This window comes from Paraburkholderia bannensis NBRC 103871, from assembly GCF_000685015.1.
Lineage (GTDB): Bacteria > Pseudomonadota > Gammaproteobacteria > Burkholderiales > Burkholderiaceae > Paraburkholderia > Paraburkholderia bannensis.
In genome coordinates this window covers 18,998-38,899 of sequence record NZ_BAYA01000006.1, presented here as the reverse complement: position 1 = coordinate 38,899, position 19,902 = coordinate 18,998, and the positions used below count along the sequence as shown (strand labels likewise).

14 protein-coding genes are annotated in these 19,902 nt (G+C 65.9%); 7 read left to right on the top strand and 7 right to left on the bottom strand.

Translation table 11 applies throughout. The features are described 5' to 3' along the window. Positions 1 to 45 precede the first annotated feature (45 nt). The 4 genes from BBA01S_RS11440 (at position 46) to BBA01S_RS11420 (ending at position 7,505) form a co-directional block, all read left to right on the top strand. Positions 46 to 1,974, top strand: coding sequence for an ATP-binding cassette domain-containing protein (locus BBA01S_RS11440; RefSeq protein ID WP_027816560.1), 1,929 nt, complete (start codon positions 46 to 48; stop codon positions 1,972 to 1,974). A gap of 453 nt (positions 1,975 to 2,427) precedes the next feature. Beyond that, positions 2,428 to 4,419, top strand: a complete 1,992-nt coding sequence (locus tag BBA01S_RS11430) for a DNA topoisomerase IV subunit B (protein ID WP_027816558.1) — start codon at positions 2,428 to 2,430, stop codon at positions 4,417 to 4,419. Positions 4,420 to 4,469: 50 nt separating this feature from the next. Beyond that, entirely contained in the window at positions 4,470 to 6,791 is a 2,322-nt protein-coding gene (gene parC, locus BBA01S_RS11425; protein ID WP_027816557.1) for a DNA topoisomerase IV subunit A, read from the top strand. A 255-nt stretch (positions 6,792 to 7,046) separates the two neighbouring features. Then, positions 7,047 to 7,505 (top strand): CopD family protein, encoded by a 459-nt coding sequence (locus BBA01S_RS11420; RefSeq protein WP_027816556.1) that lies wholly within the window; start codon positions 7,047 to 7,049, stop codon positions 7,503 to 7,505. A 90-nt stretch (positions 7,506 to 7,595) separates the two neighbouring features. On the opposite strand, the gene BBA01S_RS11415 is transcribed toward BBA01S_RS11420, so the two are convergent. Further along, entirely contained in the window at positions 7,596 to 8,546 is a 951-nt protein-coding gene (locus BBA01S_RS11415; RefSeq protein ID WP_027816555.1) for a LysR family transcriptional regulator, read from the bottom strand. 220 nt (positions 8,547 to 8,766) lie between these two features. Here BBA01S_RS11415 and BBA01S_RS11410 point away from each other — a divergent pair, with 220 nt between their 5' ends. The 3 genes from BBA01S_RS11410 (at position 8,767) to BBA01S_RS11400 (ending at position 12,495) form a co-directional block, all read left to right on the top strand. Beyond that, positions 8,767 to 10,092: an MFS transporter gene (locus tag BBA01S_RS11410; protein ID WP_027816554.1), complete on the top strand. Its 1,326-nt coding sequence runs from the start codon at positions 8,767 to 8,769 to the stop codon at positions 10,090 to 10,092. Positions 10,093 to 10,141: 49 nt separating this feature from the next. Continuing rightward, a complete protein-coding gene (locus tag BBA01S_RS11405; RefSeq protein WP_027816553.1) occupies positions 10,142 to 11,401 on the top strand; it encodes a Zn-dependent hydrolase in 1,260 nt (419 codons plus the stop codon). A gap of 65 nt (positions 11,402 to 11,466) precedes the next feature. Continuing rightward, positions 11,467 to 12,495 carry a histone deacetylase family protein gene (locus tag BBA01S_RS11400; protein WP_027816552.1) on the top strand — a complete coding sequence of 343 codons (1,029 nt, stop codon included), beginning with the start codon at positions 11,467 to 11,469 and terminating at the stop codon, positions 12,493 to 12,495. Between the two features lie 42 nt (positions 12,496 to 12,537). Here the strand turns inward: BBA01S_RS11400 and BBA01S_RS40910 are convergent, their stop codons facing one another. From BBA01S_RS40910 to BBA01S_RS11370, 6 genes are all read right to left on the bottom strand, one after another. Beyond that, positions 12,538 to 14,898, bottom strand: a complete 2,361-nt coding sequence (locus BBA01S_RS40910) for a bifunctional diguanylate cyclase/phosphodiesterase (protein WP_042296833.1) — start codon at positions 14,896 to 14,898, stop codon at positions 12,538 to 12,540. Between the two features lie 416 nt (positions 14,899 to 15,314). Continuing rightward, positions 15,315 to 16,211: a PhzF family phenazine biosynthesis protein gene (locus BBA01S_RS11390; RefSeq protein ID WP_027816551.1), complete on the bottom strand. Its 897-nt coding sequence runs from the start codon at positions 16,209 to 16,211 to the stop codon at positions 15,315 to 15,317. A gap of 98 nt (positions 16,212 to 16,309) precedes the next feature. After that, positions 16,310 to 16,774 carry a RidA family protein gene (locus BBA01S_RS11385; protein ID WP_027816550.1) on the bottom strand — a complete coding sequence of 155 codons (465 nt, stop codon included), beginning with the start codon at positions 16,772 to 16,774 and terminating at the stop codon, positions 16,310 to 16,312. A gap of 75 nt (positions 16,775 to 16,849) precedes the next feature. Continuing rightward, positions 16,850 to 18,049, bottom strand: a complete 1,200-nt coding sequence (locus BBA01S_RS11380; protein ID WP_027816549.1) for an aminotransferase-like domain-containing protein — start codon at positions 18,047 to 18,049, stop codon at positions 16,850 to 16,852. Between the two features lie 115 nt (positions 18,050 to 18,164). Then, complete coding sequence (locus BBA01S_RS11375; protein ID WP_027816548.1) at positions 18,165 to 19,070, bottom strand: DMT family transporter; 906 nt, start codon at positions 19,068 to 19,070, stop codon at positions 18,165 to 18,167. A 20-nt stretch (positions 19,071 to 19,090) separates the two neighbouring features. Further along, a complete protein-coding gene (locus BBA01S_RS11370) occupies positions 19,091 to 19,807 on the bottom strand; it encodes a VOC family protein (RefSeq protein ID WP_027816547.1) in 717 nt (238 codons plus the stop codon). Positions 19,808 to 19,902 lie beyond the last annotated feature (95 nt).

The window sequence follows — 19,902 nt, the reverse complement described above, 5'->3', positions numbered from 1 at the left end:
GTACAATACGCGCTTGCTCTTCAACGCAGGCCACGGTTTCCATCCATGTCGCTTTATTCCATCTCCGGCGCGCAACTCGCGTTCGGCCACGTCGCGCTGCTCGATCACGCGGACTTTTCGCTCGAAGCCGGCGAGCGCGTCGGGCTGATCGGCCGTAACGGCGCAGGCAAGTCGTCGCTGCTCACGATCGTCGCCGATCTCGCCCGTCCCGACGACGGCCTCGTCACGCGCCAGCAGGATCTCACGACCGTCTACGTGCCGCAGGAGCCGGATTTCGACGCCGACGCCACGGTGTTCGACACGGTCGGCTCGGGCCTCGCGCACGTGCGCGCGCTGCTCGACGAATACGACACCGTCGCGCACCAGCTCGCGGAAACGCCCGAAGGCGCCGAACACGATGCGCTGCTCGCGCGCATGAACACGCTGCAATCGTCGCTCGATACGGCCGATGGCTGGAACTGGCGCACGCGCGTCGCCACGACGCTCGCGCAGATCGGCCTGGAAGGCGAGGCGCGCGTGGGCGCACTCTCGGGCGGCATGCAAAAGCGCGTGGCGCTGGCGCGCGCGCTCGTGCTGCAGCCCGACGTGCTGCTGCTCGACGAACCGACCAACCACCTGGACTTCGACGGTATCCGCTGGCTTGAGGAGCTGCTGGTTTCGCAGCGTTCGAGCCTGCTGTTCATCACCCACGACCGCGCGTTCCTCGACCGCGTGGCGACGCGCATCGTCGAACTCGATCGCGGCAAGCTGCTCTCGTATCCGGGCAATTTTTCGCAGTATCAGGAGCGCAAGGCGCTGCAGCTTGAAGTCGAGCGCGTCGAAAACGAGAAGTTCGACAAGCTGCTCGCGCAGGAAGAAGTGTGGATCCGCAAGGGCGTCGAAGCGCGCCGCACGCGCAGCGTGGGCCGCATCTCGCGCCTCGTGCAGATGCGCAGCGAGCGCGCCGAGCGCCGCAACGTGCAGGGCAATGTGAAGCTCGACGTCGCGCAGGGGGACAAGTCCGGCAAGATCGTCGCGGAACTCACGGACGTCGTGAAAAGCTACGGCGGGCGCACGATCGTCGACCGCTTCACGGGCACGGTCATGCGCGGCGACAAGATTGGTTTTGTCGGCCCGAACGGCGCGGGCAAGACCACGCTGCTCAAGCTGATCCTGGGCGAACTCAAGCCCGATGAAGGCACGGTGCGCGTGGGCACGAACCTCCAGGTCGCGTACTTCGACCAGATGCGCGCGCAGCTCGACCTCGAAAAGACGCTCGCCGATACCATCAGCCCGGGCAGCGACTGGGTCGAGATCAACGGCGCGAAGAAGCACGTCATGAGCTATCTGGGCGACTTCCTGTTCGCGCCGGAACGCGCGCGTTCACCCGTCAAATCGCTTTCGGGCGGCGAGCGCAACCGTCTGCTGCTCGCGCGCCTCTTTGCGCGGCCCGCGAACGTGCTGGTGCTCGACGAGCCGACCAACGACCTCGACATCCCGACGCTCGAACTGCTCGAAGAACTGCTCGCCGATTACGACGGCACCGTGCTGCTGGTGTCGCACGATCGCGCGTTCCTCGACAACGTGGTGACGTCGGTGATCGCGTCGGAAGGCGAAGGGCGCTGGCGCGAGTACGTGGGCGGCTTCACCGACTGGCAGACGCAGAGCGCGCGCTCGCAGGAAATCGCCGAAGCGCGTGCGCCGAAGGATGCCGCGCCCGCTGCGGCTGCGCCGAAGGACAGCGCGGCGGGCCGCAACGCGCAGCGCAGCGTGAAGCTGTCGTTCAAGGAACAGCGCGAGCTGGAAGAACTGCCGAAGAAGATCGAAGCGCTGGAAACGGAGCAGAAGACCATTGGCGCGCAGATCGAGGACGGTTCGATTTTCGCGAAGGATGGCAAGGAAGCCACCCGGCTGACGGAGCGCTACGCGCAGATCGACGAGGAACTGCTCGTCGCGCTGGAGCGGTGGGAAGAGCTGGAAGCGAAGCGGAAGTAACGCGGGACGTAGCGCGCGAAGTAACGCAGAAGTCGCGCGCGAAATGATGTGATGCGAGAAAAGCGGCCTGTGAGGGCCGCTTTTTTTATCGGCGGTCGTCGATGCGTTCACGACGCAAACCACGCAACGAACGGTTGGCCCAATCGCCGCGCCCAAGGGCCGACTCGCGCGCACCAAACCCCCTGCCACAAGCGGCCCATCCTGCGCGAGTCCCGTTGCGCAACGCCCCCTGGCCGAACGGCCGACCCCCAAGCAAATTGCCGCGCGGGCCCAAATCAGTACAATACCTCGCGAATACGGCCGACCGGGCTGGCGCGCCGCGCCTGGCGCATTGGCGAGCAGTCGGTCCATGCCATTGTTTCGTCACGGTTTTTTTGAACACTCAACGCGTTTTCCCCGCAGATGTCCACAGCCTCTGTGGACAAGCGTGCGGACAACTCCCTGCGGATCACCATGTCAACGAAGAAGTCAAACGCTGCAAACGCTGGATATAGCGAAGCGTCGATCAAGGTGCTCAAGGGCCTCGAGCCCGTCCGGCAACGGCCGGGCATGTACACGCGCACCGAGAATCCGCTGCACATCATCCAGGAAGTCATCGACAACGCTTCGGACGAAGCGCTCGGTGGCTTCGGCCGTCGCATCACCGTCACGCTGCACGCAGACCAGTCGGTCTCCGTCGAGGACGACGGGCGCGGCATTCCGTTCGGCCTGCACCCCGAAGAAAAGGTGCCGGTCGTCGAAATCGTCTACACGCGCCTGCACGCGGGCGGCAAGTTCGACAAGGCCGCTGGCGGCGCCTACACGTTCTCGGGCGGCCTGCACGGCGTGGGCGTGTCGGTCACCAATGCGCTGTCGAAGCGCCTCGACGTGACCGTCTGGCGCGACGGCAAGGTCGCCGAACTCGGCTTCTCGAACGGCGACGTCGTCAAGCCGCTGACCGTGCGCAACGCCGCGCGCGACGAAAAGAAGACCGGCACGCGCGTGACCGCGTGGGCCGATCCGAAGTATTTCGATTCGCCCAATCTGCCGCTTGGCGAACTGCAACGCCTGCTGCGCTCGAAGGCCGTGCTGCTGCCCGGCGTCGAAGTCGAACTGATCAACGAAAAAACCGGCGAGCGCCTCAGCTGGAAGTACGAAGACGGCCTGCGCGGCTACCTGCTCGAAGGCATGGGCGGCGCCGACCTGCTGATTCCGCTCTTTGAAGGCGAGCGCTACGCCGACGGCCGCACCAACGACGACACCTTCGCCGAAGGCGAAGGCGCCGCATGGGTCGTGGCGTGGTGCGAAGAAGGCCCGCTCACGCGCGAGTCCTACGTCAACCTGATCCCCACGCCTGCTGGCGGCACGCACGAAAGCGGCCTGCGCGACGGCCTGTTCCAGGCGGTCAAGAGCTTTGTCGAGCTGCACAATCTTCAGCCCAAAGGCGTGAAGCTGCTGCCCGAAGACGTGTTCGCGCGCGTTTCGTTCGTGCTGTCGGCCAAGGTGCTCGATCCGCAGTTCCAGGGGCAGATCAAGGAACGCCTGAACAGCCGCGACGCCGTCAAGCTGGTGTCGTCGTTCACGCGCCCGGCGCTCGAACTGTGGCTCAACCAGCACGTCGAGCACGGCAAGAAGCTCGCCGATCTCGTCATCAAGCAGGCCCAGGCGCGCACGCGCGCAGGCCAGAAGGTCGAGAAGCGCAAGAGCTCGGGCGTGGCCGTGCTGCCGGGCAAGCTGACCGACTGCGAAGCGACCGACATCGCGCGCAACGAACTGTTCCTCGTCGAGGGCGATTCGGCGGGCGGCTCCGCGAAGATGGGCCGCGACAAGGAATATCAGGCAATCCTGCCGCTGCGCGGCAAGGTGCTCAACACCTGGGAAACGGAGCGCGACCGCCTGTTCGCCAACAACGAAGTGCATGACATTTCGGTGGCGATCGGCGTTGATCCGCACAGCCCGGACGACACCGTCGATCTCTCGAACCTGCGCTACGGCAAGATCTGCATTCTCTCGGACGCGGACGTCGACGGTTCGCACATCCAGGTATTGCTGCTCACGCTGTTCTTCAAGCATTTCCCGCAGCTGATCGAGCGCGGCCACGTGTACGTGGCGCGCCCGCCGCTGTTCCGCGTCGACGCGCCCGCGCGCGGCAAGAAGCCCGCGCAGAAGCTCTACGCGCTGGACGAAGGCGAGCTCGAAGCGATTCTCGACAAGCTGCGCAAGGACGGCGTGCGCGACACGCAGTGGTCGATCAGCCGCTTCAAGGGCCTCGGCGAAATGAGCGCCGAACAGCTCTGGGACACGACGATGAACCCGGATACGCGCCGCCTGTCGCCCATCCTGCTCGGCGACCTCGATTACGAGGCCACCGTCGCGCGCATGACGATGCTGATGGGCAAGGGCGAAGCGGCTTCGCGCCGTTCGTGGCTCGAAGAAAAGGGCAACGAAGTCGAAGCGGATATCTGATCCGCTTTTACGTGAATACGCCCACACAGATTACGGACTGACTGAAAAACATGGACGATCTTTTTGTTGAAGCGAATGGCGCGGCCGACGGCGGCGACACGCTCACGCTCGGCCACTACGCGGAGCGCGCGTATCTCGACTACGCGGTGAGCGTGGTCAAGGGCCGTGCGCTGCCCGACGTCTGCGACGGCCAGAAGCCGGTGCAACGCCGCATTCTCTACGCGATGAACGAAATGGGGCTCGGCGACAACGCCAAGCCCGTGAAGTCGGCGCGCGTGGTCGGCGATGTGCTCGGCAAGTACCACCCGCACGGCGACCAGTCGGCCTACGACGCGCTCGTGCGTCTGGCCCAGGACTTCTCGATGCGCTATCCGCTCATCGACGGTCAGGGCAACTTCGGTTCGCGCGACGGCGACGGCGCGGCGGCGATGCGTTACACGGAAGCGCGCCTCACGCCCATCGCCAAGCTGCTGCTCGACGAAATCAACATGGGCACCGTCGACTTCATGGCGAACTACGACGGTTCGTTCCAGGAGCCGAAGACGCTGCCCGCGCGCCTGCCGATGCTGCTGCTCAACGGCGCATCCGGTATCGCGGTCGGTCTGGCTACCGAAATCCCTTCGCACAACCTGCGCGAAGTGGCGACGGCGGCTGTGGCGATGATCAAGAATCCGAAGCTTTCGCACGCGGAGATCATGGAGCGCCTGCCGGGGCCCGATTTCCCGGGCGGCGGCCAGATCATTTCGAGCGAAACGGAAATCGCGGCGGCGTATGAGTCGGGCCGCGGCAGCCTGAAGGTGCGTGCGCGCTGGAAGATCGAGGATCTCGCGCGCGGCCAGTGGCAACTGGTCGTCACCGAACTGCCGCCGAATACCTCGGGCCAGAAGGTGCTCGAAGAGATCGAGGAGCTGACCAACCCGAAGCTCAAGCTCGGCAAGAAGACGCTCACGCCCGAGCAGCTGCAGAACAAGCAGACCATGCTCGGCCTGCTGGACGCCGTGCGCGACGAGTCGGGCAAGGACGCGCCCGTGCGCCTCGTGTTCGAGCCGAAGACGAGCAAGATCGACCAGGGCGAGTTCGTCAATTCGCTGCTCGCCAACACGAGCCTTGAATCGAACGCGTCGCTCAATCTGGTGATGATCGGCGCCGATGGCCGTCCGCGCCAGAAGGGCATCAGCGAGATCCTGGGCGAGTGGATCGGTTTCCGTTTCGCGACGGTCACGCGCCGTACGCAGCATCGCCTGACCAAGGTCGACGACCGCATCCACATCCTTGAAGGCCGGATGATCGTCTTCCTCAATATCGACGAAGTCATCCGCATCATCCGCGAGTCGGACGAGCCGAAGTCGGCGCTGATGAGCGCGTTCGGCCTGTCCGAGCGCCAGGCCGAGGACATCCTCGAAATCCGTCTGCGTCAGTTGGCGCGGCTGGAAAAGATCAAGATCGAGAAGGAACTCGCTGAGTTGCGCGACGAGAAGGCGAAGCTCGAAGAACTGCTCGCCAACGAATCGTCGATGAAGCGCCTCATCGTCAAGGAAATCGAAGCCGACGCCAAGCTGTACGGCGACGATCGCCGCACGCTGATCCAGCAGGAAAAGCGCGCGACCTTCGAAGTGCGCGTGGTGGACGATCCGGTCACGGTGGTCGTGTCGCAGAAGGGCTGGGTGCGTGCGCTCAAGGGCCACGGCCTCGACCAGCAAGGCTTCACGTTCAAGGCCGGCGACGGCCTGTACGCGGCGTTCCAGTGCCGCACGCCCGACACGCTGATTGCGTGGGGCAGCAACGGCCGCGTGTATTCGGTGTCCGTCGCGCAACTGCCGGGCGGCCGTGGCGACGGCGTGCCGGTCACGTCGCTGATCGAGCTCGAATCGGGTTCGCATCTGCTGCATTACTTCGCGGCGGGCGCGGAACAGCCGCTGCTGCTGGCGTCGAGCAACGGCTTCGGCTTCATCGCGAAGATCGGCGACATGATCAGCCGCGTGAAGGCGGGCAAGGCCTTCATGACGATCGACGAAGGCTGCGTGCCGCTCACGCCGATGCCGATGGTGCCGGACGCGATCCAGGTGGCGTGTCTGTCGTCGGGCGGGCGCCTGCTGGTGTTCGGCCTCGACGAGATGAAGACGCTTTCGGGCGGCGGCCGCGGCGTCACGCTGATGCAGCTCGAAGACAAGGAAACCTTGTTGCAGGCGCTGGCGATCAGTGCGGCGGGCGTGGTGCTCGACGGTACGGGACGCGGCCAGAAGCCGGGCGAAGACCTGATGGCCGGGCCGGTGCTCGCGCCGCAAGTCGGCAAGCGCGCACGCAAGGGCCGCGCGCCGGACTCGAAGCTCAAGGTCATCACGGGCATGCGCCCGGTGCTGCCGCGCCAATAAGCGTGTATTGAGCGCCTGAAGCGTCGCTGCCGCAGTACGCAGCCAGCCAGAGCAGCCCGTGTCCTTTGAAAGAAGGGCAGGGCCGTTCGCTTTGCCAGCCAGCGCACGCCCCTGGCGGTGTGCACACATCCGGCACGCAGCTTCCTGCGCCATGAAATAATGCCGCGCGCCAATCGTATGGAAATGTCCGTGCGATGCGGGCATGAGCGCATGGGCGCTCGCGCCGGATACTTTTACGTACGAGGAATTACCAGCATGGGTCACGCGATCGAACTCGCGCTGTTTGTGCATCTGCTGAGCGTCGCCGTGTGGGTCGGCGGCATGGTCTTCGCGCATTTCTGCCTGCGCCCCGCGCTTGAAGATCTTTCGCCGCAACTCCGGCTGCCGCTCATCGAGTCGGTGTTCGGCCGCTTCTTCAACTGGGTGGGCATCGCGATCATCGCGATCCTGCTGAGCGGCGGCTTCCTGCTGATGCAGTTCGGCGGCGGCCATGCCACCTGGCAACTGCACGCGATGGCGGGCCTGGGCGTCATCATGATGCTGCTGTTCGGCCATATCCGCTTTGCGCTCTTTCCGCGCATCCGTCGCGCGGTGCAGGCGCAGAAGTGGCCCGACGGCGCGCGCGCGGTCGGCTCGATGCGCCGCCTCGTGGTCGTCAACCTCGTGCTGGGCATCGTGACGATCGGCGTCGCGGTGCTGGCGCGCGGGTATTAAGCGCAGCTCTCAAGCTCGGCTTTTAACCGCGGCTTTTGACCGCGTCGTTTCACCGAAGTCGTTGTTGGAACAACGTTCGCGCGGCGTCCTTTAAAGGCGCTGCGCGAGCGCATAACGCTGCATGCAGCGCTCCATCGCGTCGAAGAACGCTTCTTCGGCCGCATTCATCTTGCGTTCGCGATGCCACAGCAAGTGGATATCGACGTCCGCGAGACCTTCCTCCGGCGGCAACTGCCACAGGCGCTGCCGCGCCAGATCGTCCCGCACCGTGTGTTCCGGCAGGCAGCCGATGCCATAGCCCGCGAAGATCAGCCGTCGCACTTCGTCCAGGCTCGGCGACGACGCCACGATGCGCCCCGTGAAGCCGCGCTGGTCGCGAAACACCGTCAGCGGCGAGAGGCTGTCGCCAATCTGGTCGCTCGTGAACGACACGAAGTTCTCGGCTAGCAGGTCTTCCATCGTCAGTTGCGACAGGCCGAACAGCCGATGATGGCGGCCGCAGAAAATCGCGTAACGCTGGCGCAGGAAGCAGCGCATCTCCAGCTTGTCGACGGGCGTGCGGCACAGGCTCAGGCCCGCCGTCGCCGTCTTTTGCAGCAGTGACGAGATGATGTCGGTCGAGCGCATCACTTCGATCTGCAAATCGATGCGCGGATACGCGACGTGGAATTCCGCGAGAAATTCGTCGTAGACGCGCGACTCGATGCGGCTCACCGTGAGCAGGCGAATCGAGCCGGTGATGTCGGCCGTGCGCTCGTCCAGTTCCGTTTCCAGCCGCGAGATGTTGCCGTAGATGTCGTTGGCGATCCGGTAGACCTCTTCGCCCGCCTGGGTCGGCACGAAATGCGGGCCGCGCCGCTCGATCAGCTTGCGGCCGAGCGTGTCCTCCAGTCGCTTGAGCGCCTGGCTCACGGCTGGCTGCGTCACGTAGAGGCGCGCGGCGGCGCGGCTCAGGCTGCGCTCCTGCATGATCGCCAGATAGGTGCGCAACAGGTTCCAGTCGAGCCGGTCGTTGAGAAAGCGGGTGGTGTCGGTGCGCATGCGGGATCTCCAGAACGCCGGATGGACGCGCGTGCGCCCGAGGTATTAGTCAAATTTATGCGCAGAATAATAACTCGAAATTTGACTAATATTTTATGGCTGGCGATAAAGGATGCATGGCGAATGCGCTCTCGAACGCGCTTTCAACTGACTTCCCAGACGCGTTCGCCATGAATTAAAGCCAGACCAAATACCGCACGCGCCCGAAGGAGACTCACCCATGGCCAGCCCCCAACCCCACGCTACCGCCCGGCAGCCCGTACGCGCCGCCGCCGCGGCGTTCATCGGCACGATGATCGAGTGGTATGACTTCTACATTTACGCCACGGCCGCCGCGCTCGTATTCGGCGAACTGTATTTCCCGTCGGAAGACCGCTTCGTCAGCACGATGGCCTCGTTCGCCACGTTCGCGGTGGGCTTTTTCGCGCGGCCGCTCGGCGGCGTGATCTTCGGCCATCTGGGCGACCGCATCGGCCGCAAGAAGGCGCTGATGACCACGCTCATGATGATGGGCGTGGCGACCGTGTGCGTCGGGCTGCTGCCGTCGTACGCAAAGGTAGGCGCGCTCGCGCCCGTGCTGCTGGTGCTGCTGCGCGTGGTGCAGGGCATCGCCGTGGGCGGCGAGTGGGGCGGCGCCGTGCTGATGGCCGGCGAACACGCGCCCGAAGGCCGCCGCACTTTCTTCGCTTCGTTCGCGCAACTGGGCTCGCCTGCGGGCCTGATCCTGTCGCTGCTGGCGTTCCGCTCGGTCACCTCGCTCGACAAGGCTGATTTCCTCTCGTGGGGCTGGCGCCTGCCGTTCCTCGTTTCCGCCGTGCTGTTGATCGTCGGCATCATGATTCGACTTGGCGTGAACGAGTCGCCCGAGTTCGAGCAGCTCAAGGATCAGCGCCGCACCGCCAAGCTGCCGATTGCCGAAGTGTTCAGCTCGTCCTGGGGACTCGTGCTGCTGTGCATCGGCGCGAACACCATCGGCATCGCGGGCGTGTACTTCACCAACACTTTCATGATCGCGTACACGACGCAGTACGTCGGCATCACGCGCTCGATGATTCTCGACTGCCTGTTCGTCGTCGCCTTCATCCAGTTCTTCTCGCAGCCGCTTGCAGCGTGGCTCGCCGAGCGTCTGGGCGGCGCGCGCTTCCTCAAGCTCGCGGCCATTGGCGCGATGCTTTCGCCGTATCCGATGTTCGTGCTCGTGCAAAGCGGCCATGTCGTGCCGATGGTGGTGGGCATCGCCATCGCCGTGGTCTGCATGGCGAGCTACTACTCGGTGATCGCGGGCTTTGTGTCGGGCGTGTTCCCCACGCGGGTGCGCTATTCCGCGATCTCGCTGTCGTACCAGGTGTGCGGCGCGATTGCGGGCGGCCTGACCCCGCTCGTCGGCACCTGGCTCGCGCATCGCTACGCGGGGCAGTGGTGGCCGCTCGCCGTGTTCTACACGTGCCTCGCGGCGATCTCGCTGCTGTGCATCGTCGCGCTCGACGCGCGCCGCAGCCAGCACGCGCACGACGAAGCCGCGACCCGGGCGCTGAGCTCGCACTGAATCTGCGTGCCTGCACGCAACCCATGATTCGATCTAAACGGAACAACCGATGAAAGACCTCTTGCAAATCGACGGCCCGCGTCTGTGGGTGAGCCTCACGGAAATGGCGCGCATCGGCGCGACGGCGGGCGGCGGCGTGCGCCGCCTCGCGCTCACCGAAGAAGACCGTCAGGGCCGCGAACTATTCGCGCGCTGGTGCCGCGAAGCGGGCATGACGGTGTGGACGGACGCCGTGGGCAACCTGTTCGCGCGGCGCGCGGGCACCGATGCCAACGCCGCGCCCGTGCTGATGGGCAGCCACCTCGACACGCAACCGGAAGGCGGGCGCTTCGATGGCGTCTACGGCGTGCTGGCGGCGCTGGAAGTGGTGCGCGCGCTCAACGACGTCAACGCGACCACGGAAAAGCCCATCGAAATCTGCTCGTGGACGAACGAGGAGGGCGCGCGCTTCACGCCTGCGATGCTGGGCTCGGCGGTGTTCGCGGGCGCGATGACGCTGGACGACGCCCTCGCGCGCGAAGACGCCGATGGCGTGACGCTCGGCGCAGCGCTCGATACGTGCGGCGCGCGCGGCACGAAGCCGGTACAAGGCGTGGCCGTCGACAGCTACTTCGAAGCGCATATCGAACAAGGCCCGATCCTCGAAGCCAACGGCACGACGATCGGCGTGGTCACGGGCGGCCAGGCGATCCGCTGGTTCGACGTCAACGTGACGGGCGTGGCGGCGCACGCGGGCACGACGCCGATGCGCTATCGCAAGGACGCCTTCTTCGGCGCGGCGCAGATGGCGCTGGAAATCGAGCGCGTGATGGCGCGTTACGCACCGCTTGGTCTTGTGACGATCGGCCAGATGCAGATTGCGAATTCGTCGCGCAACACCATCGCCGCGAACCTGACCTTCACGGTCGACCTGCGCCATCCCGACGATGCCCAGCTCGATGCGATGGAGCGTGACCTGCGCGCGGTGTGCGCGGCCGTGGGCGGCACGCGCGGGCTCGGCACGAGCATCGCGCATTGCTGGACGAGCCCGGCGACGCCGTTCGATCCGGCCTGCGTCGCGCTGGTCGCCGATGCGGTCGAGCGTCTCGGTTACTCGAACGAGCGCATCGTGAGCGGTGCGGGCCACGACGCGATTCACCTCGCGCGCTATTGCCCGACGGCAATGGTCTTTATCCCGTGCGTCGACGGCCTCTCGCACAACGAAGCGGAAGACGCGCTGCCCGAAGACGTGACGGCGGGCACCAACGTGCTGCTCAACGCGGTCGCCGCGCGCGCGGGCGTGCGCGTGCCGCAGGCCGTGGCTGCCTGATTGCGGCCTGATTGCGGCCTGATTGCGGCCCGAGTGCTGCCAGAAAAACGCAAGGAGAACAAACTATGAAGACGTGGTTCCATCCCGAACAGCTGCTGCACCACCCGCGCACCTATCTCTCGCGCGGCCAGATGCGCGAGCCGCAGGAAGTGCCCGAGCGCGCCACGCGCCTCGTTGCGGCGGCGCGCTCGCTCGACTTCGACGTGCGCGAGCCGGCCGACTTCGGCACGGCGCCGCTCGCGGCCGTGCACGACATGAACTACCTGCGCTTCCTGGAAGAGGCGCACGCGGACTGGAAGCGCATGCCCGACGATTGGGGCGACGAAGTGATGTCGAACATCTTCGTGCGCGAGCCGAACCCGCTGCGCGGCGTGCTGGCCCAGGCGGCGCGCTACCTCGCCGATGGCAGCTGCCCGGTCGGCGCGAACACGTGGCGCGCGGCGTACTGGTCGGCGCAAAGCGCGCTGGCGGCGGCTAATTGCGTGAACGAAGGCGCACGCGAGAGCTATGCGATCAGCCGCCCGCCCGGCCACCATGCGCGCGCCGACGCGGCAGGCGGCTTCTGCTACCTGAACAATGCGGCGATTGCGGCGCAGTCGTTGCGCAGCCGCTTCAAGCGCGTGGCGATCCTCGACACCGACATGCACCACGGCCAGGGCGTGCAGGAGATCTTCTACGGCCGCGACGACGTGCTCTATATCTCGATCCACGGCGACCCGACCAACTTCTATCCGGTCGTCGCGGGTTACGAGGAAGAACGCGGCGCGGGCGAGGGCGAAGGCTACAACGTCAACTTGCCGATGCCGCACGGTGCGAGCGAGGCGCAGTTCTTCGACCAGGTGGACGCGGCGCTGCGCGTGCTCAAGCGCTTCCAGCCCGATGCGCTGGTGCTCGCGCTCGGCTTCGACATCTACAAGGATGATCCGCAGTCGAAGGTGGCGGTGAGCACCGAAGGCTTCGGCAAGCTGGGGCAGGCGATTGGCGCGCTCGATCTGCCGTCGGTGATCGTGCAGGAGGGCGGCTACCACCTCGAAAGCCTCGAAGACAACGCGCGTGCGTTCTTCGGCGGCTTTATGGGGGGAAGGTCGCGATAAGCGTTATCGATAGCGACAGGGCAGCGCGGCGCGCTGCCCTTTTTAACGCGATTGCTGCGCGTCGCTCAGGCGTTCGTTGCGCTGCTCGCCGGCGTCGTCGGGCGACGCGCCGCACACGCCAAAGCGCTCGATCAGCGCGGGCACGCCTTCCACCGGCACGGGGCGCGAGAACAGGAAGCCTTGCGCCTCGATTGGGCCCAGCGCCGCGAGCCACGCGATCTGTTCCTCGGTCTCGGTGCCTTCCACCACGACGGTCAGGCCCAGCGAGCGCGCCAGGTTGACGATCGCCGACACCATCACGCACACGCTGCGATCGGCGGGAATCGCCTGCACGAACGAGCGATCCACCTTGAGCGTGTCCACCGCGAAGCGATTCAGGTAGGACAACGACGAATATCCCGTGCCGAAGTCGTCGAGCGCCACGCGCACGCCCAGGCGCTTCAAGGCGAAGATCTTTTCGGAGACCAGTTCCGGGTACTCCATCATCGCGGTCTCGGTGATTTCGAGTTCGAGCTTGTGCGCGGCGATGCCGGTTTCCTCGATGGCGTGCGAGATCGTTTCGTAGAGGTCGCCACGCCAGAATTGCACCGCCGAAATATTGATCGCCAGCGAAAGCGTCTCGAAGCCTTGCTGCTGCCACAGCGCCAGTTGCGCGCAGGCGGTGCGGATCACGAAGTCGCCCACCGGCACGATCAGGCCCGTCGATTCGGCCACCGGAATGAATTCGCTGGCGGGAATCAGGCCGTATTGCGGATGGTTCCAGCGCACCAGCGCCTCGAAGCCGGTAATGCAGCGGCGGCGCAGATCGATTTTCGGCTGATAGGCGAGGAACAGTTGCCCTTCGGCCAGCGCCACGCGCAGTTGCTGCTCCCACTTCATCAGATGATCGGCGCGATGCGCGAGCTGCGGCGAGTAGAAGCGGAAGCAGTTGCGGCCCGCTTCCTTGGCGGCGTACATCGCGAGATCGGCTTTTTTCAGCAGGTCGATTTCGCTTTCGTGCGCCACGGCGAACAGCGCAATGCCGGTGCTCGCGTGCAGCACGAAGGCGCTGCCGCGCACGTCGAACGGATGCGTGAAGGCAGCGTTGGTGGTTTCCGCGAGCGTGCTCGCGCGCTTCTCGATCTCGTCGCCCTTGACGATCACCACGAACTCGTCGCCGCCGATGCGCGCGAGCGTGCCCGCGCCGCCCACGGCATCGGCGAGTCGCGCGGCGCTCATCTGCAGCACGATGTCGCCCGCGTTGTGGCCGAGCGTGTCGTTGACGGTCTTGAAGTTGTCGAGGTCGATAAAGAGAATCGCGAGCTTGCCGAGGTTGCCCGGCTGCGAGACTTCGTGGCGCAGCCGCTGCAAGGTGGCGTAGCGGTTGGGCAGGCCGGTGAGCAGGTCGTACTGCACGAGTTGCGACATCTCGCGCTCGCGCCCGAGCAGCTTGCCGATCAGGCCCGTCGCCACCGCGAAGAACGATAGCATGGCGAGCGAGATGAACGTCGCCATCATCAGGTAGACGTCGCGCGTGTGGTTGTAGTCGGCGAATTCTTCGGCCTGCGAAAGACCGACCAGCACTGCAAGCGGATAGCCGTCGATATGACGATAGGAAACGATGCGCGTCACGTGATCGATCGGATCGACGTAGGTGCCCGACACATGCTCCGAGATCGGGTAGCTGCCGCTGGCGGAGAACGCGCCCGCTGCGCGGTCGGCGTTGCCGGTGCGGCGCGCGAGCACGGCGCCGGTGTCCGAGATCACGGCGATCACGCCGTCACGGCCAATCGCCGCGTTGTTGTAGAAGTCGCTCGTGAAATAGCCGGGATCTTCCGAGACCACCACCACGCCCGCGAACGAGCCGTCCTGATGGTTGAGGCGGCGCGTCATCTGCAAAGTCCAGTGGCCCGACACGCGGCCAAGCACGGGCTTGCTGATGAAGAGCTGGTCGTCGTTCTCGTGCTCGTGCACCTTGAAGTGCTCGCGATCGGAGAGGTCGATGGGCTTGGGATTGGGGTCGGCGGTGTTGGCGACCAGCCTGCCGTGCTCGTCGATGATCGACACCTGCACGAGCGAGTCGCTCTGCACCACGCCTTTTTCAACCGTGGTGGCGAGATTGAAATGATCGGGCGACTTCTCGAACTCGTACTTTACGAAGCGCGTGATCTGGTCGACCTGGTGGATCGCCTTGACGGTGTGCTGTTCGAGCGCCGCAGACAGGATGGCAGCAGAGGCGGTCGCCTCGCGCAGCGTGGCTTCTTTTTCGACCGAGAGGCGCGTGAAGATCACGGCCCACAGCAGCACCAGCACCAGTACGCCCAGCAGCGGGATCGCCAGCAGCGTGCGCGGGCGCGTGTAGGCGGGCCCGGGCGCGCCGCGCAGGCTGGGGTCGCGCGTGAAGGGGCGCCAGTTCGTGCTCATCTGGCCAGCCGCGCGTGCGGGTTGCCGCGCCGCAGATGCGGCGGCCGGGACGACAATAAGGCGCTCGGTTGGATCGGCGGCATCGGATGCGAAACGGCTACGGAAGGAGCGCGAGACGCGCGGAAATAAAGTCACGGCGGACGCCTGTTTTGCGTCCGATGTTTTGATCTTAATGGTTGAGGAATGATTAAGGAAGCGGTCCCCCCTCGGGTATACGCGAGTCGCGGGACGCGGTATGTCGGCGCTTGATGTGCCGGGCATAGATGCGAGAGACGGCATAGCGCCGCCCCCGTAGGGACGCGGGCGGCGGCGCATCGCGCAATGCGCGTGCCCGGGCGCGCCGCCGGCCGAATGTTAAATCGTGTGGCGGCGACGCGTCAGTTTATGCCTGGATGTAGCGTTCGCTGCGCGCCAATTCATGCGAGCTGGATAGAACCGTCGACGACGGTGAGCGCCGCGCCGCCAATCCAGATCTTCCCGGCCGCGTCGTCGTAGCTCACCGAGACGCGTCCATCGCGGCCCATGACGGTGCCCTGGCGCACGGTGTAGCGATCGCCGGGGCGTCGATTCTGCTGCGCGAGCAACAGTGCGATGGCGGCGTTGGCGCTGCCAGTCACCGGATCTTCGCCCTTGCCCAGGCCCGTCATCAGGCAGCGCACTTCGAACGTGGCGGGGCCGTCGGCGGCGTGCGGGCCGTAAGCCGCCAGACCGTGCCCGCCGACGCTCGCCGCAACCTTGGCTAGCGCTTCGTAGTCGATGTCGAGTGCCAGCACGTCCTGCGCGCTGGCCATGCGCACGACGATCCACGGCGCGCCGTTATCGACGCCGCACGGTTGAGCCTCGAAGTCGATGGCGTCCGAACGTAGCGCCGCGCGCAGGGCGTCGTATTGCGTGGCGGGCAGCGGCGTGACCTTGGCGGGCGGCGCGGCGAATGCCCATTGCTCCACAACGCCTTCGCCCGCCGCGACCTGCTGCGCGAGTTCGACGAGACCCGCGCCGCATTGCTGCACGAGACGGCCCGGCGTCTTCGGCGTGCGGCCGCTGTCGCGGAAAGCATGCGCCGACCCAATCGTCGGATGGCCTGCAAACGGCAACTCGCCCTGGGTCGTGAAGATGCGCACGCGGTAGTCCGCACGCTCGTCGGTGGGGGCGAGCAGGAACGCGGTCTCGGACAGATTCGTCCAGCGCGCGATGGCCTGCATCTGCGCGGTGTCGAGTGCATCGGCGTCGAACACCACGGCCAGCGGATTGCCCTTGAAGGGCTGCGACGTGAACACGTCGACCTGTTTGAAGCGAACGCTGCGAAGAGTCATGGTCGGCAATATCGAGATGGAAAAACCAGAACGAAAAAAAGCCGCACCTTGCGGCGCGGCCCCGGATCACTGCGAAGCGAGAAAAAAGCGAGGGACGCTTATTCGACTTCGGCGATCAGTTCGATTTCGACGCAAGCGCCAAGCGGGATCTGCGCGACGCCGAACGCCGAGCGCGCATGCTTGCCCTTTTCGCCGAAGATGTCGGCGACCAGTTCCGACGCGCCGTTCGTGACGATGTGCTGTTCCGTGAAGTCGGGCGTCGAGTTCACGAGGCTCATCAGCTTCACGATGCGCTTGACCTTGTTCAGGTCGCCGGTGTGTGCGTGCAGCGTGGCGATCAGGTCGATCGCGATGGAGCGCGCAGCCGCCTTGCCTTCTTCGGTCGACAGCGTGTCGCCGAGCTTGCCGGCCCACACCTTGCCGTCCTTCTTCGCGATGTGACCCGACAGGTACACCGTGTTGCCGCTCTGGGCGCTCATCACGTAGGCAGCAGCGGGCGCGCCGGCCTGCGGCAGTTCGATGCCGAGCTGTTCGAGACGGTCGTAGATGTTGATGTCAGCCATGTTCAGGAGTCCTTGTACAGGTTGGTCGTCAATTCGTTGTGCGGGTTGTGCACGTTGCGCGTGAGGCGCGAGGCCTTACATGCGCGCGCGGATCAGCTTGGCCAGCTTTGCCACGCCTTCCTCGATCTTCGCCGGCGGCACCGTGACGAACGAGAGGCGCAGCTTGTTCAGTTGCGGCTCGCGCGCGAAGAACGGCGCGCCGGGCACGAAGGCCACGTTCTGCGCGACGGCTTCTTCCAGCAACTTCATACTGTCGATCTGTTGCGGCAGCGTGACCCAGATGAACATGCCGCCTTCCGGGCGGTTCCAGCTCACGCCTTCGGGCATGTTGCGCGTGAGCGAGTCGAGCATCGCTTCGCACTGGTCGCGATAGAGCGCGCGCACCTTCGGGATATGCGTGTCGAGGAAGCCGTTCTTCACGACTTCGTGGACGATGCGCTGGGTGAAGCTCGGCGTGTGCAGGTCGGTGGCCTGCTTGGCCTGCACGAGCTTGAAGTGCAGTTCTTCGGGCGCGATGATGTAGCCCACGCGCAGGCCCGGAGCCAGCACCTTCGAGAACGAACCCAGATGCACGACGTGATCCGGCGCCATCGAGTGCACCGTCGGCAGCGGCTCGCCCGCGTAGAGGAGCGCGCCGTAGGGATCGTCCTCGATCACCGGGAACGGCGCCGTCTGCGCGAAGGCCGCGAGCGCCTGACGGCGTTCGAGCGGCAGGCGGCGGCCCGTCGGGTTCTGGAAGTTGGGGATGGCGTAGAGCAGGCGCGCGCCGGCCGTCATTTCAGGCGTGAGGCCTTCGATCACGAGACCTTTTTCGTCGGTCGGAACCTGTACGTAGTTCGGCTCGTAAAGCGAGAACGACTGCAATGCGCCCAGGTACGTGGGCGTTTCCACCAGCACGGGGCTATCCGGCGAGACCAGCACCTTGCCGATCAGGTCGAGCGCCTGCTGCGAGCCCGTGGTGATGAGCACCTGCGACGGGCGCACCTTCGCGCCGCCTACCGAGTGGCGCTCGGCGACCCATTCGCGCAGCGGCATGTAGCCTTCGGTCGCGCTGTACTGCAGCGCGCCCGACGGATCGTCGCGCAGGATGCGGTCGGCGGCGGCGCGCATTTCCTCGGCCGGGAAGCTGGCCGGGGCGGGCAGGCCGCCGGCGAACGAGATGACTTCGGGCCGTTCGGTGACCTTCAGGATTTCGCGAATCGCCGAGCTGGTCAGCTTGATTGCGCGCTCGGACAGTTGCCACGCGGGGGCGGCTTTGAGATCGCTTTGGTCCATGGGGTCTCCTTTTTAGGGTCGGGCGAGTGAATCCGGGTGTATCTGGGTGTATCTACTAGCGGTCGCAGGCTAGACCTGCGACCACCGAAACCTTCGATTATGACGCGAAAACCGCTCAAGCGCGCGCCGGTACGGGCGCGGTGCGGATCGCGGCGCGGCGGCCCACGACGACCGTCGCGATCACGGCGGCGGCGTAGAGCCATGCCGAGGGCGCGACCTGCTCGCCGAACACGAGCGCCGAGAACGCCATCGTGAAGAAAATCTGCAGCAGCTGAACCTGGCCCACGCGCGCCGTGCCGCCCATGGCGAGGCCCGCATACCAGGCGAAGAAGCCGATGAACTGCGAGAACAGCGTGACGTAGCCGAAGGCCAGCCATGTCTTGAGCGCGACCGGTTCCGGATGCGCGACGTGATGCGCCCACGCGAGCCAGCCGACCGGCAGCACGAGGAACGGCGCAGACAGCACCAGCGCCCAGCAGATCACCTGCCAGCCGCCCAGCTGGCGGGCGAGACGCGCGCCTTCGGCATAACCGAGCGCGCCGATGCCCACCGCCACCAGCATCCACGCGTCGCCCGCGTGCAGCGCGCCGCCGCCCGCCTGAAGCGCGAACGCCACCACCAGCGCGCTGCCGATCAGCGCGCTGACCCAGAACGCCTTCGACGGGCGTTCGTGCGAGAGCCACGCGGCGTAGATCGCCACGGCGAGCGGTTGCAGGCCGTTGACGATGGCGCCGTGCGAGGCGGGCACGCTCTTCATCGCCCACGCGGAAAACACCGGGTAGGCAACGATCACGCCCAGCGAGACGACCGCGAGGCTCTTGACCTGCGCCCGGTTGGGCCACTTTTCGCGGCGGATAAACAGCAGCAGCGCGGCGGGCACGGCGGCGGCGAGCGCGCGCCCGAGGCCGTTGAGCAGCGGGTGGAATTCGAGGACGACGATGCGCGTCATCGGCAGGGTCAGGCTGAAGATCATGACGCCGACGAGGCCGAGCAGCATGCCCTGGGTTTCACGTGCTTTCATGGTGTGGTGATTCGCGCTCGTCAGACCAGAGTGCGGGGCGCGCCGAGCGATCGCGTTCCCGACGGGGTTTCGAACTGCGCGACGAGCGCAGGACTCAAGGATTCTTCGACGTGGATCAGATGCGCCGCGCCCAGCCACTCCAGCTGCTCGCGCAGCGCCTGCGCTTGCGGGTGATACGCGGTGAGGGCGCGCAGCGCGATACCGGTGTCGGCGAGCGTTTGCGACGGATGGCGCGGCGTGTCCCACTGGATCAGCGAGGGCAGCATGCCGTCGCCCGCGCCTTGCCACTGCGGGAACGACCCGTCGAGCGGCACGCTGAGCTGCCAGCTGAGGTCGCCGCGCGTCATCGGCACGAGTTCGGGGATGCGTTGCGGATACTGCGCGCGCCAGCGGGCGAGATCCTTAGGCGGCTCGACGCGCGCGACCCAGTGCGACAGATAAGGCCCTTTTTCGAGACTGGCCTGCACATGCGGATCGTCGAGTGCGAACAGGCGCGCGCGGCCGGACTGTCCGGGCGTTTGCGCCGAGGCCGCGCCGCGCGCGTTGGGGTCTGCCGCGATCACTTCCAGGTACGCGCCGCCCCACAGACCGAGCAGGCGATTGTGGGTGCGCATCAACGGATGCGCACCGCCGCCCGTGGGCGTCGCGCCCAGCTTGTCGGCGACATACTGGACGCCTTCTTCCAGCGTGCGGGCGCAGACAACGAGATGATCGAGGCGAAGCGGCGTGGCGGTCATGGGGCAGGGCAGGGAAGTCGGTGGAACCGGAAAGCATACCGGTACGCATGCGATCAAATGTACCGGTATGGTCGCGGACAGTAACGGTACAATCG

Coding starts and splice junctions, on each gene's coding strand:
- BBA01S_RS11405 (WP_027816553.1), top strand. CDS start 10,142: ATGAAAGACCTCTTGCAAATCGACGGCCCGCGTCTGTGGGTGAGCCTC.
- BBA01S_RS11415 (WP_027816555.1), bottom strand. CDS start 8,546: ATGCGCACCGACACCACCCGCTTTCTCAACGACCGGCTCGACTGGAAC.
- BBA01S_RS11440 (WP_027816560.1), top strand. CDS start 46: ATGTCGCTTTATTCCATCTCCGGCGCGCAACTCGCGTTCGGCCACGTC.
- BBA01S_RS11400 (WP_027816552.1), top strand. CDS start 11,467: ATGAAGACGTGGTTCCATCCCGAACAGCTGCTGCACCACCCGCGCACC.
- BBA01S_RS11375 (WP_027816548.1), bottom strand. CDS start 19,070: ATGAAAGCACGTGAAACCCAGGGCATGCTGCTCGGCCTCGTCGGCGTC.
- BBA01S_RS40910 (WP_042296833.1), bottom strand. CDS start 14,898: ATGAGCACGAACTGGCGCCCCTTCACGCGCGACCCCAGCCTGCGCGGC.
- BBA01S_RS11380 (WP_027816549.1), bottom strand. CDS start 18,049: ATGGACCAAAGCGATCTCAAAGCCGCCCCCGCGTGGCAACTGTCCGAG.
- parC (WP_027816557.1), top strand. CDS start 4,470: ATGGACGATCTTTTTGTTGAAGCGAATGGCGCGGCCGACGGCGGCGAC.
- BBA01S_RS11385 (WP_027816550.1), bottom strand. CDS start 16,774: ATGGCTGACATCAACATCTACGACCGTCTCGAACAGCTCGGCATCGAA.
- BBA01S_RS11410 (WP_027816554.1), top strand. CDS start 8,767: ATGGCCAGCCCCCAACCCCACGCTACCGCCCGGCAGCCCGTACGCGCC.
- BBA01S_RS11420 (WP_027816556.1), top strand. CDS start 7,047: ATGGGTCACGCGATCGAACTCGCGCTGTTTGTGCATCTGCTGAGCGTC.
- BBA01S_RS11390 (WP_027816551.1), bottom strand. CDS start 16,211: ATGACTCTTCGCAGCGTTCGCTTCAAACAGGTCGACGTGTTCACGTCG.
- BBA01S_RS11370 (WP_027816547.1), bottom strand. CDS start 19,807: ATGACCGCCACGCCGCTTCGCCTCGATCATCTCGTTGTCTGCGCCCGC.
- BBA01S_RS11430 (WP_027816558.1), top strand. CDS start 2,428: ATGTCAACGAAGAAGTCAAACGCTGCAAACGCTGGATATAGCGAAGCG.